We start from the raw sequence: 25,228 nt of genomic DNA, 5'->3' as shown, positions 1-25,228 counted from the left end.
ATAAGGGGAGGATAATTATCTGGGAGCAAATTGCTTCAGATTTGTTCTATGTATTAACCCGTCGTATCGAAAGTAAGCGAAGTGGCAACTAAATCACCTAAATCGACTGCTACAGTCAGCGCACCCGAAGCTCTGCTCACCGAGGAAGAAATCCTCAAGATGGGCGAGAAGGACTATATGAACGCTGCACAACTGGCATTTTTCAAGGCCCGTTTGCAGCAGCTTGAGAAGGATTTATTGAAGAACGCCGACGAAACCACCGAGCATCTTCGTGAAACCGTATTGGTACCAGACCCGGCAGACCGCGCCACGATAGAGGAAGAACATGCGCTTGAACTGCGCACCCGCGATCGTGAACGCAAGTTGCTGAAGAAAGTGCAGCAAGCCATCGTCAGTATTGACGAAGGTGATTACGGCTGGTGCGAAGAAACCGGTGAACCCATAGGCGTCCCACGTCTGCTGGCGCGTCCGACAGCAACCCTGTCGCTGGAAGCACAGCAAAGACGTGAAATGAAGCAAAAATTGTACGGTGACTGAGCAGCAACTCTCCCTGTAACGCTTCTGGAGGTCAAAAGCGTGCGGTTATCGACTGCGCGCTTTTTTGTTGCAACCGCATGCAACATAGTTGCAAAATCTTGAACTTTCATGCACCTACTGGCTCAAAGCGCGGGGGCGTATTTCATTTGGGTGTCATGCCGGCGTGTTACTGTCGGTTTTTTACGACATTTTTGAACAACCGCGTTTCACAATATTGAAACCAAACAAGCTAAACAATTTACCTTAAGCAAAATGCCTGGTCCTTTTTCATTCAACAGTCACAACGGCAAACGATGGTTGCTGTGTTTCCTGTTGCCTGCGCTGATATTTGCGCAATGGATGGGGCTGGCACATCGTCTTTCACATGGCGGCTGGACTGGCGTCACAGCCCCTGCCAGTCTGATACAGCATGGTAGCCCTGTCAGTTCCTTCCTGTTTGGCAGTCAGGATGACAGCAGTCTGCACTCTTGCGCCCTGTATGACGCTGCCACCGGCAGCGAATATCTGCACCACATTCCGGACATCATTCATCTTATCGACGGCAAAGCCATCATCGCCGACAGCCAGATCATACTGAGCTGGCTGGCATTGCTGCGCCTGCCCTTCTCTTCACGCGCCCCACCTTCCCTGTTTGCCTGATTTTCCGCTGACTCTGCCCGTTTTGCATCTGAAATAGCCGGGCAAGTCTGGCCCATTCATTTTCAGTCGCGCTGCAAAAAATGGCGGGGACTGAAACTGCACCATCTCGCAAACAGGAATAAACATGGTTTTTCAACGCACTCTGATCACCAGCGCTGTGCTGGTACTTTTGACGCCTGTCCATCAGGCAATGGCTGAAAGCGCCCCCATCAACACCGTCACTGTCACATCAAACCCGATCAGCAACGACGAGAGCATGCAAGTGCTCACCCCGGCCAAAGTGCTGGCGGGTCCTGAATTACGCGCCAAGATTGGCACTTCGCTTGGCGATACCCTGGGTAGTGAACTTGGCGTATCAGCATCCGGTTTTGGCGCCGGCGCATCGCGCCCCATCATCCGTGGACTGGAAGGACCGCGCGTCAAGATATTGCAAAATGGCATGGGCGTTGCCGACGTCTCCAGCCTGTCGAATGACCATGCAGTCGCCAGTGAAAGTGCAACTGCCCAGCAAATTGAGGTGCTGCGTGGCCCGGCTGCACTGCTATATGGCAGCGGCGCCATTGGCGGCCTGGTCAATGTGATCGACAACCGCATCCCCACTGTATTGAATAAAAAAGTCACCGGTGAAGCCGAAATCAGGCTGGGGACGGTCAATCAGGAAAAGAGCCTGTCTTTCTCGCTAGATGGCTCAAGCGGTGTGATAGGCCTGCATACCGATGGCAGCAGCCGCGATACCGGCAACTACAAGATTCCCGGCAATGCCGGGCTGGATAACCCGGCTTCAGCCAGTGGTCGTCTGCCATCAAGTTTTACCCGCGAATCGACGCTGGCTTTTGGTGCGTCGGTCATACAGCCCTGGGGCTACGTCGGCGCAGCAGTACAAACCCTGAATGACCATTACGGCATTCCCACGGCGGAACGCTCTTTTATTGACCTGCGCCAGAACCGTTTCGATCTCGATGGCTTGCTCAATCGCCCTTTCAGTGGATTTGACAGCCTCAAATACAAACTCAGTGCAACGGACTATCAGCATACCGAGAAATCGGAAAACGGCAGCCCCATCACCAATTTCAAGAACCGCATGCTGGAAAGCCGCATCCTGTTGTCCCATCCATCCTGGGCTGGCTGGCAAGGCAGCTGGGGTCTGCAAACCGAGCAGGTGAAATTTTCTGCCCTGTCGGCGACTACTGGTCGTGCCGATACAGTACCCAGCACCAAATCAACCTCACTGGCAGCCTTCTTTGTTGAACAGAAGCAGTTTGATGATGTCATGGCCAGTACCGGCATGCGTTTTGAAAACGTCAAACGGACACCCGACGCCAGTACCGGCCTGAAAGAGCGTGAATTCAACCTGTTTTCTGCCTCGCTCGGCGGCCTCTGGCAGTTTGATAAATCCTATGGCGCCGGACTCAGCCTGTCCTGGGCGCAGCGGGCGCCGGCGACGGAAGAGCTGTATTCAGCCGGACCGCATGAGTCGACTGCCACTTTCGACATAGGCGACGCCAATATGAAGAAAGAGTCTTCACGCAACCTGGAACTGAGCCTGCAAAAAAACCATGGCCTGGTGCGCTGGAAGGTCAATGCCTTCATCAACAAGGTCAATAACTATATCTATGGCCATACCAATGGCACCCGGGTAGATGAAGGGGGCTTGCCCGACGCCGATGCAGAATTCCTGCTGCGTAACTGGTCGCAGGCCGCCGCTACCATACGCGGCGGCGAAGCGGAGATCAGTTACAACCTGCTGGGCGAAGGCTGGTCCACTCGCGCCTTTGTTGATCACTCGCGCGGCAAGCTCGACAATCTTGGCAACCTGCCGCTGCAACCGGCCACCCGTACCGGTATTGATCTTGGCTACCGTAGCGGTGCCTGGCGTGGCAACCTCAATATCCTGCATGCCCTGCGTCAGGATAGTCTGGCCAGTTTCGAGAATTTTGTCACGCCGGCTTATACCAAGGTGGACGCCAGTCTGACATACACCCATCCCTACCAGAATGCCCAGTTGACCTGGTTCCTGATGGCGAAGAATCTACTGAATCAAGACATACGCCTGTCCACTTCTGTCCTGCGGGAAACCGTGCCCCAGCCGGGCAGAAATGTGATGGCCGGACTCAGAGTCAGCTTTTAATGTTAAAAAGTCAGCTAAGAATTGCAAGAAAAATGTAAGCAGATGTAATTGACGTTTAAGTTATTAATTCATAACCTGTTTGCATAGGAGGTGGTATCCACCTCCATTTTCTGCAAAAAAGCTGCTTATTTGAAAGGTTTTGCGCGATCTTCCCTAGCAATTAAAAGAACATTTCAAAAAAAACTGTTTCCCGAAGTTGAGCCCAGTCAACCATTCAGTCTGAATTCAGAATATACTAAGCACTCGTCTAATTCGCTGCCCGGCTGTCAGCGCTTCAATTCTAATTCGGGAACAAAGTGGGGATTTTTTCTCTTTTCGGTAAAAAAGGTGTCAAGCAAGAAGATCGCTCCACCGAGAAATCTTCTTCGAGAAAGACGCGCTCCAAGAATGGTAATACCGTCATTGGCGGTTTCCAGGATAGTGAGATCTTTAGCAATTCCATCATTGCTCAGCGTCATATTGCCCGCGCTACCGAAAGAAAAATCGACGCCATAGAATTCGAGATGTCGCGCGACATCGTCAAGACCCGCCCGCCGACTGTGACCAAGACCGATCTTGGCGCCCATACCGAGCCGATGGAAAGAAAAAATCCACCGGTAGAATTCCAGACCACCCTGCCGATGATGATGCCGACCGATTACCTGCTCGGGCAGAATTCGGAAATGTCGGGGTCGGCACTGGCCTATAGTGAAACGGTACCGGTACTGGAAGAAGCCGCGATCCTGTTCGCCAGCGGCCAGAACGAAGTCGCCGAGCAAATGCTCTCCGCTGCAGTACATAATCAGGAACTTGGCGGTGCGACTGAAATCGGCTGGCAGATGCTGTTTGACCTGTATCGCATCACCAATGATCAGCACAGGTTTGAAAGTCTGTCGCTGGACTATGCCAACAAGTTTGAAACCTCGCCGCCGTTGTGGCCAGAAAACCAGGCGAGCAATGACAATGATGCAGAATCTCAGGGCGATACCACTGTTGCCAATGTCAGCTTCCCGGCCAAGCTCGATAGCGGCACCATCAAGTCACTGGAAAAATTGCAGACAGCGGCAGGCAAGAGCAAGAGCCTGCGTCTGGATTTTTCTCGCGTCAAGGAAGTCGACCCCATAGGCTGCGGCCTGTTGCTGCGCGCCCTGAAAGGCTTGAAAAAATCCGGCCACGACCTGTTACTGGTTGGTGCCAAGGACCTCGCTGACAAAATCCGATCCATCTTGTTGGTTGGCCGTCGCGATGAAACCGAAGCCCCCTGGCTGCTGTTGCTGGAAATCCTGCAATTATTGCATTTTGAGCAAGCCTTCGAAGAAGTCAGTATGGATTACTGCATTACTTTCGAAGTCTCCCCCCCGTCTTTTGAAGCGCCAAAGAACAACGTGACCAGCGCCCTCCCTGAAGCTCAGGCACAGGAAGAGGTATCTGATCGCTATATGATGCCAAAAGTGGTTGAAGGTAAAACAGAATTCCTGATTTCCAATATTGCCACGCAGGCAGAGCAGCACAATCCACTGATCCTTGATTGCACACGTCTGGAACGTGTGGAATTCGGTGCATCGGCACAATTGCTCAATGGCCTGGCGCCCATCGCCAGCAAGCCGGGCATGAGCATACGCTTTGAAGGTGTCAACTACCTGATCCTGATGTTATTCAATGCCATGGGCTTGAAAAACATTGCCAGCATCGTCCCCCGCAAGCACTAGACTGATAAGACAGCTGTGCAAGCCCTTCAGGGCTTGTCGCATGACGCTTGCAATTCAGAAGAAACACCCCATTTTCTAAAAAACAGGCAATCTGGCCTGTCGTGGGCTGGTCACCTTCTTTGAAGGAAAGTGACAGCCATGGCCCCATTTTCAGAGGTATATATGGAACAATTTCACGGCACCACAATATTGACGGTGCGACGCGGCAACCAGGTTGCCCTGGGCGGCGATGGCCAGGTTACGCTGGGTAACATCGTCATGAAGGGAACTGCCCGCAAGGTGCGCAAGCTGTATCACAACAAGGTGCTGGCAGGTTTTGCCGGCGGTACGGCCGATGCGTTCACCCTGATCGAACGTTTTGAAGCCAAGCTGGAAAAACACCAGGGACACCTGATGCGTGCATCGGTTGAACTGGCCAAGGACTGGCGCACTGACCGCATGTTGCGCCGCCTGGAAGCGATGTTGCTGGTGGCGGATAAAGAAACTACCCTGGTCATTACCGGCAATGGTGACGTACTCGAACCCAACCAGGGCATAGGCGCGATAGGCTCTGGGGGTACTTATGCCCAGTCTGCCGCTATCGCCCTGTTTGAAAATACGGATCTCTCACCGGTTGATATTGTCAAAAAGTCGCTGACAATAGCTGGCGAGTTGTGTATTTATACCAACTTGTCGCACACCATAGAAACCCTGGAATGAATTGGAATAAGCAATGAACATGACCCCACAAGAAATCGTTTCGGAACTGGATAAACATGTGGTGGGCCAAGCCAGGGCCAAGCGTGCCGTCGCCATCGCCCTGCGCAACCGCTGGCGCCGTCAGCAGGTGCAGGAACCGCTGCGCCATGAAATCACACCCAAGAACATCCTGATGATAGGCCCGACCGGTGTAGGCAAGACCGAAATCGCCCGCCGCCTGGCCAAGCTGGCCGATGCCCCCTTCATCAAGATAGAGGCGACCAAGTTCACTGAAGTCGGCTATGTCGGCCGTGATGTCGACACCATCATCCGTGACCTGGTGGATATCGGAATCAAGCAAACCCGCGAAACCGCAACCCGCAAGGTGCGTGCCCGCGCCGAAGATGCGGCTGAAGACCGGGTACTCGATATCCTGCTGCCGCCGGCGCGTGATTTTGGTTTCCAACCGCACGAAACTGAAACAGCACCGAATGACAACACTACTCGTCAGACATTCCGCAAGCGTCTGCGCGAAGGTGCGCTCGATGACAAGGAAATAGAAATTGAAGTTGCCGAAGGCGTGACCCATATGGAAATCATGGCGCCACCCGGCATGGAGGAGATGACTGAACAGATCAAGACCATGTTCTCAGGCATGGGCAATGGTCGCAAGAAGGCACGCAAACTCAAGATCAAGGAAGCCATGAAGCTGTTGATCGAAGAAGAAGCAGGCAAACTGGTCAATGAAGAAGAACTGAAGCAGGATGCGATTCGCAACGTAGAACAGAATGGTATCGTCTTCCTTGACGAAATTGACAAGATTGCCTCGCGCTCAGAGACAGGTGGCGCCGAAGTCTCACGCGCCGGTGTACAACGTGATCTGCTGCCGCTGGTAGAAGGTACGACGGTCAATACCAAGTACGGCATGATCAAGACTGACCACATCCTGTTCATTGCTTCCGGCGCTTTCCACCTGGCCAAACCATCGGACCTGATACCAGAACTGCAAGGCCGCTTCCCCATACGGGTAGAGCTGGAGTCGCTGTCGATTGCCGATTTTGAACGCATACTGACCAGTACTGATGCCTGTCTGACACGGCAATATCAGGCCTTGCTGGCGACAGAAGATGTGCAGATAGAATTCACACCTGAAGGGGTTGAACGTCTGGCCGGCATTGCTTACTCCGTCAATGAAACCACGGAAAACATCGGTGCGCGTCGCCTGTACACGGTGATGGAAAAACTGCTGGAAGAAATTTCCTTTGACGCCCATCAAAAAACCGGCCAGACCATCGTCATTGATGCCGCCTATGTCAACGAGCGCCTGGAAGCCGTTTCCATCAATGAAGACCTGTCACGCTATGTCTTGTGATTGACTTAAGATCAGGCTTCCCCGGAATCTGACATGGCAAACAAGGCATTAGCAACACGACAACGCATGCAGTTCCGTGTTGAGCCCTCGCAAACCCCGTTGCATAAGCGGGGTGGCCACAACAAGTATGGCAGCAATACCAGAAACACCCTGCCCACCTACTTGGGTGGCAACCCGGCAAACAAGAAGACTGCGCTTGCCCAGGCTCACAAGCCTGGCAAGGCAGATACATCCACCATCCTGACCAGAGAGACAACGATGTTTACCAGCCCCGATGCCAGCGACAAACCCGACTACCCTGTGCTGGCCCGCCAGCTTGCCAGCATACTGGAAGGTGAGCGCAACCTGATCACCAATGCAGCGCAGTTTTCCGCTTTCATCTATAGCAGTATCAGCAACCTGAACTGGGCGGGCTTCTATTTTTGTGTGGATGCAAGCAAACCAACGGCAGAATTTGCCCATGACTTACTGCTTGGGCCCTTCCAGGGCAAGGTCGCCTGTACCCGCATCCCTTTCGGGCGTGGCGTATGCGGCACGGCAGCGGCAGAACGTCGCACGGTGCTGGTGGCTGATGTCCATGCCTTCCCTGGTCACATCGCCTGTGACTCTGCTTCAGAGTCCGAGATCGTCATCCCCCTGATCAAGGATGGTGAGTTATATGGTGTATTTGACATCGATAGCCCACGCCTGGAACGTTTCAGTGCAGAAGACCAGTCAGGGCTGGAAAACCTGCTGTCCATCTTTGCAGCTGTGACCGACTTCCGCTGAGTCTGATACCAGTTAGCACGGACTTGTCACACACAACAAACAGAGACCACGGTTCGCCTGGTCTTTTTTGTTAAGCTATGTCAAAAACAGACCCGTCTTTTTGTTGCCGTTCTACACTGCATTAAAGCAACATGAAGAAGGTGGTCATCATGGCAGGGTGCCGACGCCGCAAACTACAACGCAAGCACAAGCCGCCTCTGCGCAGGCGTGATGTGTTGACGCGTTTCATGGTAGACCTGGGCATCCATTACCTGGAAGTGCTGGGCCTGGACAAGGCCATGCATTTTCTGCGCAAACACCACGTGCCTGACATGGTTATACAAAGGGTGCTGAGTTTCCCGCAATACCGGCGTCGCTATCAGACCCTGGATGAATGAATCAGTGGTTTTCCTGTTTGGCGTCACGTGACAGCAGGCGGCCTACCATGTCCTGTAAAGAAATCCCGTCAAACAGGACACCGGCAACCGCATCGGTAATTGGCATATTGACACCAAGATGCCGGGCCAGATTGCGTACCGCCTGGGCACAGCGCACCCCTTCGGCTACATGACCCAGTTCCTGCACGATGACAGCCAGGCTCTTGCCCTGCGCCAGGGCCAGACCGACTTTGCGGTTACGCGACAGATCGCCGGTACAGGTGAGAATGAGGTCGCCGACACCGGTCAGCCCCATCAGGGTTTCAGCCCTGCCGCCCAAAGCAACACCAAGCCGGCTGATTTCTGCCAGGCCTCGGGTAATCAGGGCGGCACGTGCGTTGAGGCCCATGCCCAGGCCATCAGCCACACCCGTGGCAATGGCCATGATATTTTTGACTGCGCCGCCCACTTCGACCCCGACCACATCATCGCTCGAATACACACGCATGGCGTTACCATGCAGGGCTTGCACAACCTGGCGGCTGAGTTCACTCGATGTAGACGCAACAGTCAGGGCGCAAGGCAGGCCCTTGGCCACTTCCTGGGCAAAGGAAGGGCCGGACAAGGCGCCAAATGCGACTCCGTCCCCGAGAATTTCTTCAGCCACCTGATGCGGCAGCAATTGCGTGGATTCTTCAAAACCCTTGCACAGCCAGATGACATTGTTGGGCTGATAGGGCCGGCAGGCTTCCAGGGTTGGGCGCAAACCCGAGACCGAGGTGGCAATCACCAGCAAACTGTCTGGCAGGGCCATGGGTGCTATGGCAGCTGAAAAATCAGCCGTTACCTGCAAACCATCAGGAAAATCAAAACCAGGCAGGTATTCCTCATTTTGCCGGGCAGACTGCATCGCGGCCATGGCAGCCTGATTGCGTCCCCACATCAAGACAGGATTTTTTGCTGCAAAGGCTATCGCCATGGCCGTACCCCAAGCACCTGCACCCAATACACTGATATTCATGCTCTTTCCTGAATTTGCTGAATTTGCCAAGCTGACTGCACCAGGATATAAAAAAAGGACAGCAGACTGTCCTTTTTTAATCGGCACTGGCTAGCCAGTTTAATTGAATTACAAGCCCCAGACTTCATTGACCTTGACGTAACCCAGTTGTCCATCCCTGTGCTTGACCTTGACCCAACCGGCAACCGCAGGTTCGGCCATTTCCAGCAAGACATTTTTGTCAGCACTGAAGACCAGGGGAGCAGCGTCATCGGCCGATGCCCTGATTTTGGCATTGGCGGCCCGCACCACCAGGCTGCGCCGGGTGATCAGGTCCTTGGATTCTACCCAGCTCAAGTCACCGGACATGTCGCGCACCTTGCTCCATGCGCCAGAAGTGAACACCACTTCTACCGGCATGCCACGCGGCGCAACATACAACTTGCCACCCTTGGCAGACGGTGCATCGTACATGATAACAGGCGTCGCACCGACGGAACGAAATTCCAATGCCTGTGCCGCACCGCTAAACAGCAATGACAACAGGAGCAAAGACCAGGGTTTCATCAGACCTCGCATGGTTATCCTTCAAAAAACTGATCCTGCCTGAAAACCTGTTCCCGATCTTACAGCGCGTGCGTGATCGGGGTTCATGCGCTGCTCAAAATGCTCATGTACTTGATACTTGAATACATTCTGCTTTTTGCGCTGCGCTGTTTGTTGCCACTGAGCCCGCCGACACCCGCTCGCTACAGATCATCAACAGGTTTTGTGCCGGATCGAGCTTGCTTTGCTTATTGAATAGTTGCCGGTGCTTCAGCGTTGGCGCCGTCTTGCACTTTGGACTGTTCAGCTGCAATCGACAGGCGTTGCGCGTAGAAAGCTTCGAAATTGATTTCCGACAGATGAATAGGAGGGAAGCCAGCACGTGTGATCGCATCCGCCACGTTGGAACGCAGGTAGGGATAGATGATGTTAGGGCAGCCGATACCGAGCAGAGGATCAAGTTGATCTTCAGGGATATTGCGGGCTTCGAATATGCCGGCTTGCTTGCCTTCAACCAGGAAAGCCACTTTTTCGCCGACTTTTGCTGTAACTGTTACTGTAACCGTTGCCTCATAGATACTGTCGGCCAGTTTTTCTGCGCCAACGTCAACGGACACTTCAATACCAGGCGCTTCCTGTTCCAGGAAGATTGCTGGAGAGTTAGGCTGTTCAAGCGACAAATCTTTCAGATAAACGCGTTGAATTTGGAATACGGGCTGCAGATTTTCGTCAGACATGTGAGACTTTCTAAAATTCTAAAAGATTAATAATGAACAGCGAGACTGGCAGATAAGGCCGTTTTCAGCCATTTCAAGATCGCAGCGCGCTATTGTAGCAAGTAGTCTGCAAAAACAGCAATTTACCTGCAAAACCCGTAGAAAATCCGGTAAAAGCCCGTTTTTAGTCAAGTGGATTCAGCAAAGGATCGAGTTTTCCCGCCCTGTCGAGGGCAGACAGGTCATCAAAGCCGCCGACATGGGTGTCGTCTATATAAATTTGCGGCACGGTGCGGCGTCCGGTTTTTTGCATCATGGCTTCGCGTACACCGGGTTCAAGGTCTACGCGAATTTTTTCTATCTCTTCAACACCTTTGGACTTCAACAGGCGTTCTGCCATTGTGCAATACGGACAAACGGCAGTGCTATACATGACGACATGGGGTTTCATTGACTTCTCCTGCTTTACTTTACTGTCGGCAAGCCTTGCGACTTCCAGGCGTCAACGCCACCATCAAGACTGAAAACCTGGGCAAAACCAGCCTTGCTCAGAATACCGGCGGCACTTGACGAGCGCACACCTGATGCGCAAACAGTAATCACCACATTGCTTTTCGACTTTTCCAGCTCTTTTACCCTGTCGCCAAGCTCGGCCAGCGGGATATTTTTTGCATTGGGTAAATGACCCGTCGCAAATTCTTCTGCGCTGCGGACATCAAGTACCAGGGTTTTACCCTGATTCATATATTGTGTCGCTTGAAAATGCGATACTTTGGCACCACGTCTTTGCAATACAGGTAACAGCAGTGCGCCACCGGACAGGATGGCAATACCTATCCAGAATATATTATCAATAATGAATTTCACAGGATTCCAGTAGTAAAAATGGTTATCAGAAGCGCGTCATTATAAAATAGATGCCGCAATCGCATACTAATCCTCATTTCATTTCCTATCGCACACTATGTATAAAATCGTTTTAATGCGCCACGGCGAATCTACCTGGAACCTGGACAACCGTTTTACCGGCTGGACTGATGTCGATCTGACAGCAAAAGGCGTGGCTGAGGCAACCCAGGCTGGCAAGCTCCTGAAAGAGGCAGGCTTCACTTTTGACCTGGCCTATACCTCGGTATTGAAGCGCGCGATACGCACCTTGTGGGGCACGCTTGATGAAATGGATTTAATGTGGTTGCCAGTGATCCATGACTGGCGCCTCAATGAGCGCCACTATGGCGCCCTGCAAGGATTGAACAAGGCTGAAACCGCCGCCAAATACGGTGACGAGCAAGTACTGGTATGGCGTCGCAGCTATGATACGCCACCGATGCCGCTTGATGAAAACGATGACCGCACTTCATTCAATGACCCGCGCTATGCCGGCCTGGAACGCAGCCAGATCCCGCTGACCGAATGCCTGAAAGACACGGTCGCCCGCGTCATGCCAGCTTGGGATGACAGCATAGCCCCGGCCATCCGCGCCGGCAAACGCATCCTGATCTCAGCCCACGGCAACAGCTTGCGCGCCCTGATCAAGATGCTGGACGGTATCAGTGATAATGATATTGTTAATTTGAATATTCCGAATGGTCAGCCCCTGGTCTATGAGCTTGACGCCGACCTGAAACCGATCAGGCATTATTACCTGGGCGACCAGGATGCCATCAATGCAGCCTTGCAAGCTGTTGCCAGCCAGGGCAAAGCAAAATAAGCAAAAAGCATTTGATGCCATTTAAATTGAAGTCATTCAAGTTACTGAGCAGTTTGCTGCTGTGCCTGTCCATGGCGGGCACAGCTGGCAGTTCGCTGGCCGCCACGACAGCGCGCGCAGCACAAAAAAAGAAGGCTGAAGCCGACCGGGTTGAATTGCAAAACCAGCTCAAGCAGCTAAAAAACGATATCAACAAAACTGAAACAGCCAAGGACCAGGCCAGCGATGCCCTGGCAGAATCGGAGCAATCGATTTCTGAAGCCACCCGTTCCCTGCGGGATTTGCAGAAAGAACAGGAACAGACAGAAGCCAAAATCAAGAAATTGGCGGAGGAACAGCAAGCCCTGAGTGAAAGGGTGGAAAAACAGAAAAACCAGTTATCCAGCTTCATGCGCCGCCAGTATGTACGTGGTGACAGTGAGCGCATCAAGCTGCTGCTGTCCGGCGACAATCCCAACCGCATCAACCGCGAACTGCAATACATGAGTTATGTATCGCAAACCCAGGCCAAGATGATCGATGCCTTGCGTGTCAGCCTGCAGGCTGTTGAAAAAAATACCAATGATGCGAAAGAAGCCAAGGCTGATCTCGACGAAATTGCTGACGAAGAAAAAAGTCATAAGCAGGCACTGGAAAAAGAAAAGAAACGCCGTACCAATTTATTAAGTCAGTTGGCAGAAAAACTGCACGCACAAAAAAAACAGGCGGACAGTCTCGAAAAAGATGAACAAAGACTCTCCAATCTGGTCTCACAATTGACTAAACTGATTGAAGAGCAGGCCAAGGCAGATGCAGCCAAGGCAGCACTGGAAGAAAAACAACGCCAGGAAAGAATTGCAGCAGCACAGAAAGAGCGGGCGAAACAGCAGGCACAAGGCAAGAAGCCAGGCAAAATCACCAGGCCGGATGCCATAGACGATGACGAACCACCAAAACAGGCCAGGGCAGAAACACCGCCGGCAGGTGAGTTCGACAAACTCAAAGGCAGTTTGCGTTTGCCGGTAAAAGGTGAAGTTCTGGCCAGATTTGGCACCAACCGCGAAGGTGGGCCCAGCTGGAAAGGTATGTTCATCAAGGCCAGCGAGGGCGCTGAAGTCAAGGCCATCGCACCTGGCAAAGTCATCTTTGCCGAGTGGTGGAAGGGTTACGGTAATATGATTATCGTAGACCACGGTGGTGGCTACTGGAGCCTGTATGGTAACAATCAGGCAGTATTGAAACACAAGGATGATGTTGTAAAAGCTGGCGATGTCATCGCCAGCGCGGGAAACAGCGGCGGTAATGAGGAATCAGGTTTATACTTTGAAGTACGTTACCAGACGCGTCCAATTGATCCTTTGAAATGGATCGCAGTTAAATAGGCTTTAGGTGAATCATGAGCAGCAAATTCAAAAATTTTGGTTTAATTGGCCTGGGCATGGTTGCCGGCGTGGCTGTTTCCATGCAATTTTCTGCAGTGGCCCAGAAAACCCCGACAGGCAATTCGCTCCCGGTGGAAGAATTGCGCCAGCTGGCCGATGTCTTCGGCCTGATCAAGTCGGATTATGTAGAGCCGGTTGAAGACAATAAATTGCTGACCGAGGCAATTTCAGGCATGGTGTCTTCGCTGGACCCGCACTCGGCCTATCTGGACAAGAAATCATTTAAAGAATTAAAAGAAGGGACGCAAGGCAAGTTTGTCGGCCTGGGCATAGAAGTCGGCATGGAAGACGGCTATGTCAAGATCATTTCCCCGATTGAAGACTCGCCTGCCTACCGCGCCGGTCTCAAGCCCGGTGACTTGATCACCCGCCTCGATTCGCAACCGGTCAAGGGTCTGACGCTCGATGAAGCCGTCAAAAAAATGCGTGGCGAACCCAATACCAAGATCACCCTGACCATCGCCCGTAAAAACGAAGACAAACCCATCATCGTCACGATCACCCGCGAGCTGATCAAGCAGCAAAGTGTCAAGGCCAAGATCGTTGAACCTGGCTATGCCTGGGTGAGAATAGCCCAGTTCCAGGAACCGACCGTGGAAGACATGGCCAAGAAAATCCAGACCCTGTATGCGCAGGACCCGTCCATCAAAGGACTGGTGCTTGATCTGCGTAATGATCCGGGTGGTGTCTTGCCTGGGGCAATTGGTGTCTCTGCTGCCTTCCTGCCCAAAGATGTACCGGTTGTGTCCACCAACGGCCAGTTGCCTGACTCCAAGGCGACCTTCTATGCCCGCCGCGAGTATTATTCTGGCCGCACCCTGAGCGACCCGCTGGCAAAACTGCCGGAAGCCGTCAAGAACGTCCCCATGGTAGTCCTGATCAATACCGGTTCTGCCTCTGCTTCTGAAATCGTGGCAGGCGCCTTGCAGGATTACAAACGCGCCACCATCATCGGCACCCAGAGTTTTGGCAAGGGTTCGGTACAGACCATACGCCAGATTTCTGCCGATACCGCAGTCAAACTGACCACGGCACGTTATTACACGCCGAATGGCCGTTCCATCCAGGCCAAGGGTATCGTCCCCGACCTGAACGTTGAAGAAACAGCTGACGGCGATGGTTTCAATGGCTTGCGTCAGCGTGAAGCTGATCTGCAAAAACATCTGACCAATGACAAGGAAAAAGAAGTCACACGCCCTAAAGTCGATGAAGTCGAAGAAGAGCAGCGTCTGATCGCCCTGGCGAAAAAGAGCAAACCTCTGGAGTACGGTGGCAGCGAAGACTTCCAGCTGGCCCAGGCCCTGAATCACCTGAAGGGCCTGCCGGTCAAGGTCACTGAACCCAAAGTCGCAGACAAAGAAACCAAGGACGCGGACAAAACCGGTAAAACAGATAAAGCCGACAAAACCGATCACAAAACCGACAGCAAGAAAAAATAAACCTGACTAAAAGGCCGCATAAAGCGGCCTTTTTTACGACAATGAACGACCAGCAACTCTTACGCTATTCCCGTCATATCCTGCTTGAGCAGATAGGCATAGAAGGCCAGCAAAAAATCACCGAAGCCCGCGCCCTGATCATCGGCGCCGGTGGTCTGGGTTCACCGGCCGCACTCTACCTGGCCAGCGCAGGTGTCGGCCACATCACCCTGGTCGACAATGATGAGGTAGACCTGACCAATTTGCAGCGCCAGATCCTGCATACCACGGCGAGGATAGGCCAGCCCAAGGTCAGTTCAGGCAAGCAGACACTGGAACGTATCAACCCGGACATCCGGATCACTGCCCTGCAGGAAAGGGCGCAGGATGGCAGGTTGGAAGAACTGGTCAGCCAGGCCAGTATCGTGCTCGACTGCTGCGACAATTTCGCCACGCGCCAGGCCGTCAATGCCGCCTGCGTCAGGTATCGCGTGCCGCTGGTATCAGGGGCGGCGATCAGCTTTGACGGCCAGATCAGCGTGTTTGATACGCGCGATACCCAGTCACCATGCTATGCCTGCCTGTTCCCGCCCGACCAGCCATTTGAAGAAGTTCTGTGTTCGACCATGGGGGTATTTTCACCGCTGGTGGGTATTATAGGCAGCTGTCAGGCAGCCGAAGCCCTGAAAGTCATCATGGGTATAGGTGCTCCTCTGCAAGGCCGCCTGCTCCTGCTGGACGCACTGCAAATGGAATGGACCAGCATAGGTATCAGCAAGAATCTGCAATGTCTGGTGTGTGGTCAGCCACACTGAAAAAATCTGCCCGCATCTGTATAACACCCAAGGAGACCCATGTACACCCTCTATTACTGTCCCGGCACCGCCAGCATGGTCGTGCATCTGGCGCTGCTCGAAGCTGGCGCGGTCTATGAATTGAAACTGGTTGATGTAGAAAAAAACCAGCAGAAAGACCCGGCCTATCTGCAGCTCAATCCCCATGGCGTCGTCCCTACGCTGGTCATTGATGGCCGGCCCTATCTGGAATCCGCCGCCCTGCTGATGCTGATCGCCGAACGTCATCCGCAATCAGGCCTGATGCCGGCGGCCGGTGCAGAGCGTGACATGTGGCGTCAATGGATCATCTACCTGAGCCATGGCCTGCAATCCAATTTCCGCAACTGGTTTTACCCATCAGGGCTTGGCTATGTAAAGCACCCGGAAGAAGTCAGCAGAGCCTTGCAGGAGCGCATTGCGGCAATCTGGGATCAATTGGACCAGCACCTGGGCAAGAACGGCCCCTATTTGCTGGGGGCAGGCTGTTCCGGTGCGGACCTGTACCTGACCATGCTGATGCGCTGGTCGCGCAATATGCCACGCCCTGCCACCAACTGGCCGGCACTGGAAAATCTGGCACACCTGGTCACAGCCCGCGACAGCTGGAAGAAAATGGTGGAAATCGAAGGTGTAGAAGCATGGCCGAAGTCCAGGACAAATTGAACAAACCCGCCCTGAATCTATACAAGGCCAACCAGGCAGCAGGCATGCACAAGCCTGAACTGCCTGCTGTTACCATTGCCGAACACCAGGGCGTACGCACCCTGCACCTGTCGTCGGATGCCATACAGGGTGCGATGCGCAAGGCCATGCCATTCCAGATCGAGCTTGAATATGTACAGCAGATGATGATGTGGATGCTGTTCAACCCGGCGCCACGGCATATCGTGCAACTGGGGCTGGGGGCCGCATCACTGACCAAGTTCTGCTACAAGAACTTCCCTGATGCCATTGTCACGGCAATAGAACTCAATCCCCATGTGATTGCTGCCTGCCACGAACATTTCAAATTACCGGTCAATGATGAACGCCTGCAGGTATTGCAGATGGATGCCATGGATTTTGTTGGCAACCCTGCCAACCACGGCCAGTTTGATATCTTGCAGGTAGATCTCTATGATGCCGCTGCCGAAGCGCCGGCATTGGGCAGCATCGCCTTCTACCAGGCCTGTGCCAATTGTCTCAGTGAGGATGGCATGTTGACTGTCAACCTGTTCGGCAATCCCAAAAACTACAGGGCCAACTGCAATAGTAACCTGGCCGCCTTGCAGCAAGCCTTCGATGCTGTGGTCTGGCTACCGCTGGTACATGACGCCAATACGGTTGCCATTGCTTTCAAACAGGCGCCATCCGTCGATTTTGATGATCTGTATGAAAGGGCCACGAGCATCCGTCTGCAGACAAAGCTGCCGGCAGCAAAGTGGGTCAACGGGCTGAAGGCCTGGATGGCAGAACATCTATAGGCCCGGCACCAGGCTGGCGAAAATCAGGCCTGGCTTGCAACAGCCACATCGGACAAACGTCCGCGATACAGGGCAGCGATCAAATCCGATTGTGTCACCATACCCACCAGGCGGCGTTCATCATTGACAATGGGGATGTGGTGCAAGCTCTGGTCTGACAGTAGCGGGACCAGTTCGACAATGTGCACGTCGTGACCTGCCGTCTGCACAGGCTTGCTCATGATCTGGCCGACCACCTCGGGCTTGGCGGAATGGTCTGTCCGCGTACGCCTTATCAGTTGACGCAATTTTTCATCAAAGCTGGCATACACATCCAGATTGGCATTCTTCATGAAATCAACCAGGGTGACGATGCCAATCACGCGTCTGGCCCGGTCGATAACGGGCAGGGCCTTGATACGATGTTGCCGCAACAGCGTCCAGGCTTCTTCCAGGGTGGTGCCAAATTCAGCAGCAACGACGTCCCTGGACATGATGTCGGCACAGGTGATTTCACCAAAACGTCTGCGGTAGGCATGCATTTCTGTCTGCAGGAACAGTGATTCCAGATCATCACGACTGACATCAAGTACCTGGTTGTATTGTTGCAGCACTTCGTCAAGGTCTTCCGGCTTGAAGCCCAACCTGTCTATGGGGCGCAAGTCGGTGGTGTTATGCTTGCTGCCATGGTCAGGCTGAGCTGCATGGGGATAGCGCCGCCCGGTCAGGTTGTTATAGAGCAGGGCAAACAGCATCAGCAAGACAGAATTGATCGCCACCGGGAAGATCACATAACGATAACCAAGCGCGACGATCAGCGGCCCGCCGAGTACGGCACTCAAGGCCACGGCACCGCCAGGTGGATGCAGGCAACGCAGCAGGAACATGGCAGCAACCGCCACACTGGTGGCCAGTGCCGCCGTAGCCATGGACACACCCAAAAAATAGACACAGGTAACGCCGACCAGGGCAGAGACCATATTGCCGCCGACAATAGCCCAGGGTTGCGCCAGAGGACTGGCTGGCACGCCAAACAGCAGGACCGCCGAGGCGCCTATCGGCGCCAGCAACATCGGTAAGTCCATCGCCGTACCAAGCATCCAGCGCGTTGCCAGACCAGTAATCAACAAACCGGCCAGCATGCCCAGGCAGGCACGCATGCGTTCGGTGAAATCAATATTGACTTGCGCGGGTAAAAAAGTCTGCAACCAGGCGACGCCAGCATCCAGGAAAGACCATTTTCTACGCATAAAGACAGAATAAGTGGGCAAAGAACAAGTAGTATAAATGCTTTGCCCTGTTTTGGTGCAAACTTGGCCTGGATCAGCTTTGCATGTGCCTACCTTGCAAATATCCCGACTCTTTCTTGTGACTGGTCGTGCCAGTGTTTGATGAACCGGCACTACCGCAAGCGTCAATTCGAATTCAATATTTTTGCTTTTTGTACGTCGAACTCAGCCTGAGTGATAATGCCTTGCTTGCGCAGGCTATCGAGTTTCATCAATTCGTTGTAAACATCTTTTGATTGAACAGGCTCACTTTTGACCGGAGCACTGTTCTTGATTTCAACGACACTATTCGCTTCCTTTTTCAGTTTCGGCCGGTTCAATTCAGCATCATTTGCATTCAGGCACATAAACTGTATTTCCGCTTTTGGAAAATTGCCGAATATGTAGGGTGGACTCGTTTCATGCGTGTTTACTACCTGAAATGATTTCCCTATTTTTTCACAATATTGTGTTGCCTCTTGAAATGCTTCTGCTTTCAAGGTCCCGGAACCAGAAAATCCGGTAGCAGCCTGGCGAGACACCATGTAGGTATCTTTGCCTATCGACAGAACACTGGAATTCGAAGCACACCCAGCAACGAGCAGCACTGACGCACAAAGTAATACCTTCATATCCCCTCTTTCAGAAAAATTTAAGAATTGATTATACGCAGCTTTCGCCGGCAAACTGGAAGGGATTCAAGCTGCCACATTCACTGATCTGCTTGATGGCAGCAGACACATATCTTGTTGCCATCCGGGTCGCGAAAATAGGCGCCAAAGTAATTGGGGTGATAATGCGGGCGCAAACCTGGTTCACCCTCACTGCTGGCACCGTTCGCCATCGCCACATCAAAACAGCGCTGCACGCTGGCCCGGTTGTTCGCCAGCAAGGCTGTCATCTGTCCATTGCCTGGTGTGGCAAGCTCACCATTGTAGGGGAGGCCTATGACAAACAAGGGGCGTGGCTGGTCGGCAGCCATCCAGCCTGCCCAGCCCTTTTCTGCATCCTGGAATTTGATCACCAGGCCCAGCTCCTTCATTACTGCAGAATAAAAATTGAATGCAATAGTGAAATCGCGAACACCAACAAAAACATGTGAAATCATGGCTTCCCTTATTGGCAAGAACCTTACCATCAATCAGTCTATGAAATCAGCCTGTAAAACCAGACGATGAAACAGGCTGCCTTATTTGTTGCGTGGTATCGTTTGAATTATCGTGTGAAAATTCTGCTTGCAAGACCCTGCTCTTGCGCCAGGCCAAGCATATGCCCGGTTCCCCTGGCGCAACCGGGTTTGCCATAGTCGGCATGAAAAGCCAGCACCAGGTCTATCCCGGTCGCCAGCATCCTGACATTCAAGCCTTTCCAGCCTTCACCAGGGAAGCTGCGATAGTCGGCATTGTTCTTCTTCATCGCTTCGACGGCAAATCCAAATTCGACGGCAACCGTTTTGGCAAAGGCATCGATACCTGGCGTATCGCCGGTGATGATGACGCTGCCACTTGGCAATTGCGCAAACTCACGCCTGATGGCTTCCTCATTATTCCAGGTCGTCGCCCCTGTTACCAGTACGCGCAGCATCAATGATTTTTCCTGGCCAGGCCCAGGTAGGTGTCAATCACGCGCTGGTCATTGGCCAGTTCAGCCGCATCGCCTTCCAGGGCAATCTGGCCGGTTTCCAGCACATAGGCATAATCGGCCACCTGCAAGGCAGCGCGGGCATTTTGCTCAACCAGTAAAATGGCAACACCAGTCTGCTTTAGGCGCTGGATGATGTGGAAGATTTCCTTGACGATCAGGGGCGCCAGGCCCAGGCTGGGTTCATCGAGCATCAGCAATTGCGGCTTGGCCATCAGGGCGCGGCCCACGGCCAGCATCTGGCGCTCGCCACCGGACAGGGTACCGGCTTCCTGTGTACGCCTTTCTTTCAGGCGCGGGAACAGGTCGAAAACCACCTCCAGCTGGTCAGCATAATTTTTCTCGCCCGCCTGGTAACGGCGGTAACTCCCTAGTAAGAGATTGTCTTCCACCTTCATGCTGGCAAACAGCTCACGTTTTTCCGGCACCAGTGACATGCCCTGGGCAACACGGCTTTCTATGCTGACACTGGCCAGGTTTTTATCAGCCAACAGTATCTCGCCACGCATGCTGCCACTGGCGGGTAAGGCACCTGCTATCGCATTGAGCATGGTTGATTTGCCGGCCCCATTGGGGCCGATGACGGTAACGATCTGACCGGCGCCGACGCGGATATTGGCAGGCTGCAAGGCTTCGACCTTGCCGTAAAAAACTTGCAGGCCAGCGGTTTGCAGCAAGGGGGCTTCCGCCAGGGAGGTCACCGCTGCGGTTGCAGCAATTTCAGTCGTGTCGGTCATCATCAATCTATCCCACCCAGATAAGCTTCCAGTACGGCTGGATGCTGTTGGACTTCTTGCGGCAAACCTTCCGCAATCTTGGTGCCGAATTCCATCACCACCAGTTGATCAGTCAGGTTCATGACAAAGTCCATGTCATGTTCAACCAGCAGAATACTCATGCCCTCTGCGCGCAATTTGCGCAAGAGTTCGGCCAGTTCCTGCTTTTCTTTATAGCGCAAACCGGCAGCCGGCTCATCCAGCAAGAGCAGGCTGGGGTCGCAGCATAATGCCCTGGCGATTTCGAGTATGCGTTGCTGGCCCAGGGCCAGGCTGCCCGCTTCTTCATTGATCAGATGTGCCAGGCCGACACGTTCGAGCTGACGCTGAGCTTCGGCCAGCAGGGAATTCTCTATCTGGCTGTCACGGCGCAAGATACTGGCAATGACCTCCATCACATCCCCGCCTTTTGCCCGCAAGTGGGCACCGATGGCAACGTTTTCCAGTACCGTCATGCCAGCCAGCAGGCGCACATGCTGGAAGCTGCGGCCTATGCCCAGCCGAACGATTTCACGTGAGGGCAGACTGGCGATATCCTGCAATTGTCCATCGCGATAAAAACGGACAGCGCCGCTGGTCAGCGGCAGTACGCCGGTCACCAGATTGAACATGGTTGACTTGCCGGCGCCGTTCGGACCGATCAGGCCGACGATCTGGCCAGCGCTGACGGTAAACTGCATGTCATTGACAGCAACCAGACCACCGAACTGCTTGCGTGCCTTGTCGATTTCAAGGATGACAGTACCAGCTGGCGGCTTGTCACGCGTTGCCAGGGGGGCAGCATCCAGTTTGACCTGTATGCGTTTTTGTTCAGGCAGCCAGGCGGCAAACACGCGACGGCTCCAGCGTGCCAGATAAGGCCAGACGCCATCGCGGGCGCTTTGCAATAACAGGACCAGCAATATACCGAAGACAATAACTTCAAAATTGCCGTTCGCCCCCAGCAAGGCTGGCAAAATGCTTTGCAGCTTGTCTTTCAGCAGCGTCAGCATGGCGGAACCCAGCAGGGCGCCCCAGACATGACCGGCACCACCGACAACGGCCATGAACAGGTATTCAATACCGGCATTGAGGCCAAACGGTGTCGGGTTGACAGCGCGTTGCAGGTGCGCATACAACCAGCCGGAAACACTGGCCAGCATGGCGGCGATGACGAAGATGATGACCTTCATCCTGGCGGTGTTCACGCCCATGGCTTCAGCCATCAGGCCACCACCCTTGAGCGCACGGATGGCGCGACCCGGCCGTGACTGCAACAGGTTCTGGACAGCGACGATGGCCAGCAGCAGAATGATCCAGATCAGGCTGAACATGCTGCGGCCGCTATCGAGCTTGAAGCCGATGATTTCTATTGCTGGTATGCCATTGAGGCCATCATACTTGCCCAGGAATTCCAGATTACCGAACAGGAAGAATAGTGACAGCCCCCAGGCGATGGTGCCAAGCGGCAGGTAATGACCAGAAAGGCGCATGGTGATCAGGCCTATGGTGAAAGCCGCTGCCATCGTCAATAACAGACCAAGCAGCAGCCCCAGCCAGGGCGAATAACCAAAAGCCGTACTCAGGTAAGCCGTGGAATACGCGCCCAGGCCAACAAAGGCAGCCTGGCCAAATGAAGTCATGCCGCCTACACCAGTCAGCAGGACCAGGCCCAGCGCAACGATGGCATACAGACCAATGTAATTGGCCAGCGTGATCCAGAATTCAGGTACGGGTACCAAAGGAAACAGCAGCACCAGTACCAGCAGTACCCATTTGCCATGCTTGATACCATGTGTGATGAGTGTCTTCATTATTCTTCGTCCTCATCACTGTGTTTGCTGCTGAGTGAACGCCACAGCAGCACGGGAATAATCAGGGTAAATACGATGACCTCCTTGTAGGCACTGGCCCAGAAAGAAGAATAGGATTCCAGCAAACCCACCAGCAGGGCGCCTGCAGCAGCAACCGGGTATGACACCAGGCCACCGACAATGGCGCCGACAAAACCTTTGAGGCCAATCAAAAAACCGCCATCGTAATATACGGTCGTCATGGGTGCGATCAGCACACCGCACAAAGCGCCCATGGCAGCCGCCAGCGTAAACGCCAGGCGGCCAGCCTGGGTAGTACCTATGCCTACCAGCTGCGCGCCCAGACGATTGACCGCTGTGGCCCGCAGGGCCTTGCCGGACAGGCTGCGTTCAAAATAAAAATACAGCGTAGCGATAAGCAGGGCTGAAACGGCGATCACTACCAGGCTCTGGCCTGAAATCTGCATGGCACCCAGCTCAAAACGGGCATCACTGAAAGCCGTAGTACGCGAACCCTCTGCACCAAACATCACCAGGCCCAGTCCCGTCAGGGCAAAATGCACGCCAACGGAAACGATGAGCAGCACCAGCGTGCTCGCCTCGGCCAGTGGCTGATAGGCAAGGCGGTAAATCATCGGCCCCATGGGGATAACAATTGCCAGGGCCAGTAAGACCTGGGGAAACAACGCCCATTCCTGCGCACTGACGTTGCGTGCCAGCAACCAGACAGCCACAGGCAGCAGCACCAGTTTCAAGGCAGACATGGCCAGTACCCTGCTATCGACGGCTTGTTTGCTACGCAGGCTGAGGACGACCTCTTTCAACATGCAAAGCAGACCCAGGACCAGCAGCAGGGTGGCAGAATGTGGAAACTTGCCCGTCTGTATGGCAGCCAGGCTAAGCGCGCCAAAGGCAACGAATTCACCTTGCGGTATGAAGATGATACGCGTGACTGAAAATACCAGTACCAGCGCCAATGCCAGCAAGGCATAGATGGCGCCGCTGGTTATGCCATCCTGGGCCAGGATGGCGGCAATTGAAAAATCCATGTAGACCTGACTTTCTCACCCGGCTTGCTGACCGGAACTGCTGGTTTTTATTGAATAACTGAACTAATAGCCAAGTATTTATCCGTCCTGACGATTTGCGAAGAAAAAGGGAGCCGCAGCTCCCTTCTTTTCTTCACGACTGCATCAGTTGGCCTGACCAATCAATTTCCATTTGCCATTGACAATCTGCACCATCACGCGTGAACGCTGGTCCAGGCCCAGATGATCGGTATCGCTCATATTGACGATACCATGCGAGACTGGCAGGTTGACGATATTTTCCAGCGCCATACGCAGGGCGGCGCGAAATTCCTTGGTACCCGGCTGAGCTTTTTTCAGGGCAATGGGTGCTGCTGATTCCAGCAAGAGGCTGGCATCCCAGGCATGGCCGCCAAAGGTGGACACTGAGCCTGCGCCATACTCTTTTTCATAGGCTTTGACATAACGCATGGCCGACTTCTTGACCGGATTATCGGCTGGCAATTGTTCAGCCACCAGCAATGGGCCGGCCGGCAACCAGGTGCCTTCGCAGTCCTTGCCGCAAACGCGCAGGAAGTCGTTATTGGCAACACCATGGGTCTGGTAAATCTTGCCCTTGTAGCCGCGCTCTTTCAAGGTTTTCTGTGGCAGGGCGGCAGGTGTGCCGGCGCCGGCGATCAGCACCGCATCAGGATTGGTCGCCAGAATTTTCAGTATCTGACCAGTCACTGACGTGTCGTTGCGGGCAAAACGTTCATTGGCAACGACCTTGAGTTTGCGCAATTCTGCGATCTTGGAAAATTCCTTGAACCAGCCCTCACCATAGGCATCGGCAAAGCCGATAAAAGCCACCGTCTTGATGCCACTGTCGGTCATATGGCCGGTAATCGCCGTCGACATATGTGAATCATTTTGCGGTGTCTTGAAAACCCAGAAGCGCTTGGAATCGATAGGCGAAACAATGGCAGCAGACGCCGCCATGGAAATCATCGGTGTTTCGTTCTCGGCCGCAACGTCGACCATGGCCAGGGAATTGGGCGTAATGGTAGAACCGATCAGGAGATCGACCTTGTCTTCTGCAATCAGCTTGCGGGCGTTCTTGACAGCAGTGGTCGTGTCAGAGGCGTCATCAAGAACGATATATTCAATTTTTTTGCCGGCAATTTCTTTTGGCAATAAAGCAAAGGTGTTTTTTTCAGGAATACCCAGTGAAGCAGCAGGACCAGTGGCTGACACATTCACACCAACCTTGATCTGTGCATTAGCATTACTGGTCAGGGCCAGCGACAACATGGCTGGCAATACTGCCAGTAAAAACTTTTTCTTCATTGATAGTCTCCTGTTTTGCGGTATTTTCGCGAAAAAGCGGACGAAAATAAGATTTAGTTCTGGATGATGACTTGAGCGATTTCCCGACCGGTCAGTCGGTTAATTTTTTTAGTGTAACCCTTCCTCTGCATGGGCAC

General features: G+C 53.5%; 27 protein-coding genes. 14 read left to right on the top strand and 13 right to left on the bottom strand.

What is annotated here, in order from left to right; translation table 11 throughout:
* The first annotated feature begins 132 nt into the window (after positions 1 to 132).
* The 8 genes from dksA (at position 133) to LZ463_RS18920 (ending at position 8,187) form a co-directional block, all read left to right on the top strand.
* Entirely contained in the window at positions 133 to 537 is a 405-nt protein-coding gene (gene dksA, locus LZ463_RS18955) for an RNA polymerase-binding protein DksA (protein WP_241457705.1), read from the top strand.
* 252 nt (positions 538 to 789) lie between these two features.
* Positions 790 to 1,176, top strand: coding sequence for a hypothetical protein (locus LZ463_RS18950; RefSeq protein ID WP_241457382.1), 387 nt, complete (start codon positions 790 to 792; stop codon positions 1,174 to 1,176).
* A 124-nt stretch (positions 1,177 to 1,300) separates the two neighbouring features.
* Positions 1,301 to 3,304: a TonB-dependent receptor gene (locus LZ463_RS18945; protein WP_241457381.1), complete on the top strand. Its 2,004-nt coding sequence runs from the start codon at positions 1,301 to 1,303 to the stop codon at positions 3,302 to 3,304.
* A 296-nt stretch (positions 3,305 to 3,600) separates the two neighbouring features.
* Complete coding sequence (locus LZ463_RS18940; protein WP_241457380.1) at positions 3,601 to 4,992, top strand: STAS domain-containing protein; 1,392 nt, start codon at positions 3,601 to 3,603, stop codon at positions 4,990 to 4,992.
* Between the two features lie 162 nt (positions 4,993 to 5,154).
* Positions 5,155 to 5,691 (top strand): ATP-dependent protease subunit HslV, encoded by a 537-nt coding sequence (hslV, locus tag LZ463_RS18935; RefSeq protein WP_241457703.1) that lies wholly within the window; start codon positions 5,155 to 5,157, stop codon positions 5,689 to 5,691.
* Between the two features lie 13 nt (positions 5,692 to 5,704).
* Entirely contained in the window at positions 5,705 to 7,042 is a 1,338-nt protein-coding gene (gene hslU / locus LZ463_RS18930) for an ATP-dependent protease ATPase subunit HslU (protein WP_241457379.1), read from the top strand.
* A 258-nt stretch (positions 7,043 to 7,300) separates the two neighbouring features.
* On the top strand, positions 7,301 to 7,810 hold the full coding sequence (locus tag LZ463_RS18925) for a GAF domain-containing protein (RefSeq protein ID WP_241457701.1): 510 nt from the start codon (positions 7,301 to 7,303) through the stop codon (positions 7,808 to 7,810).
* 149 nt (positions 7,811 to 7,959) lie between these two features.
* On the top strand, positions 7,960 to 8,187 hold the full coding sequence (locus LZ463_RS18920; protein WP_241457378.1) for a hypothetical protein: 228 nt from the start codon (positions 7,960 to 7,962) through the stop codon (positions 8,185 to 8,187).
* 1 nt (position 8,188) lies between these two features.
* Here the strand turns inward: LZ463_RS18920 and LZ463_RS18915 are convergent, their stop codons facing one another.
* The 5 genes from LZ463_RS18915 to LZ463_RS18895 all read right to left on the bottom strand — a co-directional run bounded on the left by LZ463_RS18915 (position 8,189) and on the right by LZ463_RS18895 (position 11,295).
* Complete coding sequence (locus LZ463_RS18915; RefSeq protein WP_241457377.1) at positions 8,189 to 9,187, bottom strand: NAD(P)H-dependent glycerol-3-phosphate dehydrogenase; 999 nt, start codon at positions 9,185 to 9,187, stop codon at positions 8,189 to 8,191.
* A gap of 108 nt (positions 9,188 to 9,295) precedes the next feature.
* Complete coding sequence (locus LZ463_RS18910) at positions 9,296 to 9,745, bottom strand: SH3 domain-containing protein (protein ID WP_489686133.1); 450 nt, start codon at positions 9,743 to 9,745, stop codon at positions 9,296 to 9,298.
* Positions 9,746 to 9,960: 215 nt separating this feature from the next.
* Positions 9,961 to 10,449, bottom strand: a complete 489-nt coding sequence (secB, locus tag LZ463_RS18905) for a protein-export chaperone SecB (RefSeq protein WP_241457376.1) — start codon at positions 10,447 to 10,449, stop codon at positions 9,961 to 9,963.
* Between the two features lie 163 nt (positions 10,450 to 10,612).
* Positions 10,613 to 10,879, bottom strand: coding sequence for a glutaredoxin 3 (gene grxC, locus LZ463_RS18900; RefSeq protein WP_241457375.1), 267 nt, complete (start codon positions 10,877 to 10,879; stop codon positions 10,613 to 10,615).
* A 14-nt stretch (positions 10,880 to 10,893) separates the two neighbouring features.
* Positions 10,894 to 11,295: a rhodanese-like domain-containing protein gene (locus LZ463_RS18895; protein WP_241457374.1), complete on the bottom strand. Its 402-nt coding sequence runs from the start codon at positions 11,293 to 11,295 to the stop codon at positions 10,894 to 10,896.
* 97 nt (positions 11,296 to 11,392) lie between these two features.
* On the opposite strand from LZ463_RS18895, the gene gpmA reads away from it, so the two are divergent.
* From gpmA to LZ463_RS18865, 6 genes are read left to right on the top strand one after another with little or no spacing between them, the layout of a single operon-like run.
* Positions 11,393 to 12,139, top strand: a complete 747-nt coding sequence (gene gpmA, locus LZ463_RS18890; RefSeq protein WP_241457373.1) for a 2,3-diphosphoglycerate-dependent phosphoglycerate mutase — start codon at positions 11,393 to 11,395, stop codon at positions 12,137 to 12,139.
* A 14-nt stretch (positions 12,140 to 12,153) separates the two neighbouring features.
* On the top strand, positions 12,154 to 13,500 hold the full coding sequence (locus tag LZ463_RS18885) for a murein hydrolase activator EnvC family protein (protein WP_241457372.1): 1,347 nt from the start codon (positions 12,154 to 12,156) through the stop codon (positions 13,498 to 13,500).
* A gap of 14 nt (positions 13,501 to 13,514) precedes the next feature.
* Positions 13,515 to 14,999 (top strand): S41 family peptidase, encoded by a 1,485-nt coding sequence (locus tag LZ463_RS18880; protein WP_241457371.1) that lies wholly within the window; start codon positions 13,515 to 13,517, stop codon positions 14,997 to 14,999.
* Positions 15,000 to 15,040: 41 nt separating this feature from the next.
* The gene (locus LZ463_RS18875; RefSeq protein ID WP_241457370.1) at positions 15,041 to 15,793 is read left to right on the top strand and encodes a HesA/MoeB/ThiF family protein; all 753 of its coding nucleotides are present in this window, start codon (positions 15,041 to 15,043) and stop codon (positions 15,791 to 15,793) included.
* A 39-nt stretch (positions 15,794 to 15,832) separates the two neighbouring features.
* Positions 15,833 to 16,477, top strand: coding sequence for a glutathione S-transferase family protein (locus LZ463_RS18870; protein WP_241457369.1), 645 nt, complete (start codon positions 15,833 to 15,835; stop codon positions 16,475 to 16,477).
* The gene (locus LZ463_RS18865; protein WP_347176282.1) at positions 16,453 to 17,277 is read left to right on the top strand and encodes a spermine/spermidine synthase domain-containing protein; all 825 of its coding nucleotides are present in this window, start codon (positions 16,453 to 16,455) and stop codon (positions 17,275 to 17,277) included. The genes LZ463_RS18870 and LZ463_RS18865 overlap by 25 nt, the downstream gene beginning before the upstream one ends.
* A gap of 23 nt (positions 17,278 to 17,300) precedes the next feature.
* On the opposite strand, the gene LZ463_RS18860 is transcribed toward LZ463_RS18865, so the two are convergent.
* The 8 genes from LZ463_RS18860 to LZ463_RS18825 form a co-directional block, all read right to left on the bottom strand.
* The gene (locus LZ463_RS18860; protein ID WP_241457368.1) at positions 17,301 to 18,506 is read right to left on the bottom strand and encodes an HPP family protein; all 1,206 of its coding nucleotides are present in this window, start codon (positions 18,504 to 18,506) and stop codon (positions 17,301 to 17,303) included.
* A 164-nt stretch (positions 18,507 to 18,670) separates the two neighbouring features.
* Positions 18,671 to 19,156 (bottom strand): SHOCT domain-containing protein, encoded by a 486-nt coding sequence (locus LZ463_RS18855; RefSeq protein ID WP_241457367.1) that lies wholly within the window; start codon positions 19,154 to 19,156, stop codon positions 18,671 to 18,673.
* A gap of 80 nt (positions 19,157 to 19,236) precedes the next feature.
* Entirely contained in the window at positions 19,237 to 19,632 is a 396-nt protein-coding gene (locus LZ463_RS18850; RefSeq protein ID WP_241457366.1) for a VOC family protein, read from the bottom strand.
* A gap of 107 nt (positions 19,633 to 19,739) precedes the next feature.
* Positions 19,740 to 20,108: a DUF2493 domain-containing protein gene (locus tag LZ463_RS18845; protein ID WP_241457365.1), complete on the bottom strand. Its 369-nt coding sequence runs from the start codon at positions 20,106 to 20,108 to the stop codon at positions 19,740 to 19,742.
* A complete protein-coding gene (locus LZ463_RS18840; RefSeq protein ID WP_489686132.1) occupies positions 20,108 to 20,905 on the bottom strand; it encodes an ABC transporter ATP-binding protein in 798 nt (265 codons plus the stop codon). The genes LZ463_RS18845 and LZ463_RS18840 overlap by 1 nt, the downstream gene beginning before the upstream one ends.
* The gene (locus tag LZ463_RS18835; protein WP_241457364.1) at positions 20,905 to 22,734 is read right to left on the bottom strand and encodes a branched-chain amino acid ABC transporter ATP-binding protein/permease; all 1,830 of its coding nucleotides are present in this window, start codon (positions 22,732 to 22,734) and stop codon (positions 20,905 to 20,907) included. Before LZ463_RS18835 ends, LZ463_RS18840 begins: the two co-directional genes overlap by 1 nt.
* Entirely contained in the window at positions 22,734 to 23,783 is a 1,050-nt protein-coding gene (locus LZ463_RS18830) for a branched-chain amino acid ABC transporter permease (protein ID WP_241457363.1), read from the bottom strand. Before LZ463_RS18830 ends, LZ463_RS18835 begins: the two co-directional genes overlap by 1 nt.
* A 144-nt stretch (positions 23,784 to 23,927) precedes the next feature.
* A complete protein-coding gene (locus LZ463_RS18825; RefSeq protein ID WP_241457693.1) occupies positions 23,928 to 25,055 on the bottom strand; it encodes an ABC transporter substrate-binding protein in 1,128 nt (375 codons plus the stop codon).
* Positions 25,056 to 25,228: the final 173 nt, after the last annotated feature.

It is taken from the genome of Undibacterium paludis (assembly GCF_022568815.1).
Lineage (GTDB): Bacteria > Pseudomonadota > Gammaproteobacteria > Burkholderiales > Burkholderiaceae_D > Undibacterium.
The sequence above is the reverse complement of the archived record's forward strand: the minus strand, read 5'-3'. Positions and strand labels throughout refer to the sequence as shown.

Excerpts from the sequence above, each read along its gene's own strand:
- hslU (WP_241457379.1), top strand. The coding sequence starts at position 5,705 with ATGAACATGACCCCACAAGAAATCGTTTCGGAACTGGATAAACATGTG.
- LZ463_RS18855 (WP_241457367.1), bottom strand. The coding sequence starts at position 19,156 with ATGAAGGTATTACTTTGTGCGTCAGTGCTGCTCGTTGCTGGGTGTGCT.
- LZ463_RS18910 (WP_489686133.1), bottom strand. The coding sequence starts at position 9,745 with ATGCGAGGTCTGATGAAACCCTGGTCTTTGCTCCTGTTGTCATTGCTG.
- LZ463_RS18885 (WP_241457372.1), top strand. The coding sequence starts at position 12,154 with ATGCCATTTAAATTGAAGTCATTCAAGTTACTGAGCAGTTTGCTGCTG.
- LZ463_RS18870 (WP_241457369.1), top strand. The coding sequence starts at position 15,833 with ATGTACACCCTCTATTACTGTCCCGGCACCGCCAGCATGGTCGTGCAT.
- LZ463_RS18845 (WP_241457365.1), bottom strand. The coding sequence starts at position 20,108 with ATGCTGCGCGTACTGGTAACAGGGGCGACGACCTGGAATAATGAGGAA.
- LZ463_RS18880 (WP_241457371.1), top strand. The coding sequence starts at position 13,515 with ATGAGCAGCAAATTCAAAAATTTTGGTTTAATTGGCCTGGGCATGGTT.
- LZ463_RS18830 (WP_241457363.1), bottom strand. The coding sequence starts at position 23,783 with ATGGATTTTTCAATTGCCGCCATCCTGGCCCAGGATGGCATAACCAGC.
- hslV (WP_241457703.1), top strand. The coding sequence starts at position 5,155 with ATGGAACAATTTCACGGCACCACAATATTGACGGTGCGACGCGGCAAC.
- LZ463_RS18825 (WP_241457693.1), bottom strand. The coding sequence starts at position 25,055 with ATGTTGTCGCTGGCCCTGACCAGTAATGCTAATGCACAGATCAAGGTT.
- secB (WP_241457376.1), bottom strand. The coding sequence starts at position 10,449 with ATGTCTGACGAAAATCTGCAGCCCGTATTCCAAATTCAACGCGTTTAT.
- LZ463_RS18945 (WP_241457381.1), top strand. The coding sequence starts at position 1,301 with ATGGTTTTTCAACGCACTCTGATCACCAGCGCTGTGCTGGTACTTTTG.
- LZ463_RS18925 (WP_241457701.1), top strand. The coding sequence starts at position 7,301 with ATGTTTACCAGCCCCGATGCCAGCGACAAACCCGACTACCCTGTGCTG.
- LZ463_RS18850 (WP_241457366.1), bottom strand. The coding sequence starts at position 19,632 with ATGATTTCACATGTTTTTGTTGGTGTTCGCGATTTCACTATTGCATTC.
- LZ463_RS18920 (WP_241457378.1), top strand. The coding sequence starts at position 7,960 with ATGGCAGGGTGCCGACGCCGCAAACTACAACGCAAGCACAAGCCGCCT.
- gpmA (WP_241457373.1), top strand. The coding sequence starts at position 11,393 with ATGTATAAAATCGTTTTAATGCGCCACGGCGAATCTACCTGGAACCTG.
- LZ463_RS18875 (WP_241457370.1), top strand. The coding sequence starts at position 15,041 with ATGAACGACCAGCAACTCTTACGCTATTCCCGTCATATCCTGCTTGAG.
- LZ463_RS18860 (WP_241457368.1), bottom strand. The coding sequence starts at position 18,506 with ATGCGTAGAAAATGGTCTTTCCTGGATGCTGGCGTCGCCTGGTTGCAG.
- LZ463_RS18835 (WP_241457364.1), bottom strand. The coding sequence starts at position 22,734 with ATGAAGACACTCATCACACATGGTATCAAGCATGGCAAATGGGTACTG.
- LZ463_RS18840 (WP_489686132.1), bottom strand. The coding sequence starts at position 20,905 with ATGATGACCGACACGACTGAAATTGCTGCAACCGCAGCGGTGACCTCC.
- LZ463_RS18865 (WP_347176282.1), top strand. The coding sequence starts at position 16,453 with ATGGCCGAAGTCCAGGACAAATTGAACAAACCCGCCCTGAATCTATAC.
- LZ463_RS18915 (WP_241457377.1), bottom strand. The coding sequence starts at position 9,187 with ATGAATATCAGTGTATTGGGTGCAGGTGCTTGGGGTACGGCCATGGCG.
- LZ463_RS18950 (WP_241457382.1), top strand. The coding sequence starts at position 790 with ATGCCTGGTCCTTTTTCATTCAACAGTCACAACGGCAAACGATGGTTG.
- grxC (WP_241457375.1), bottom strand. The coding sequence starts at position 10,879 with ATGAAACCCCATGTCGTCATGTATAGCACTGCCGTTTGTCCGTATTGC.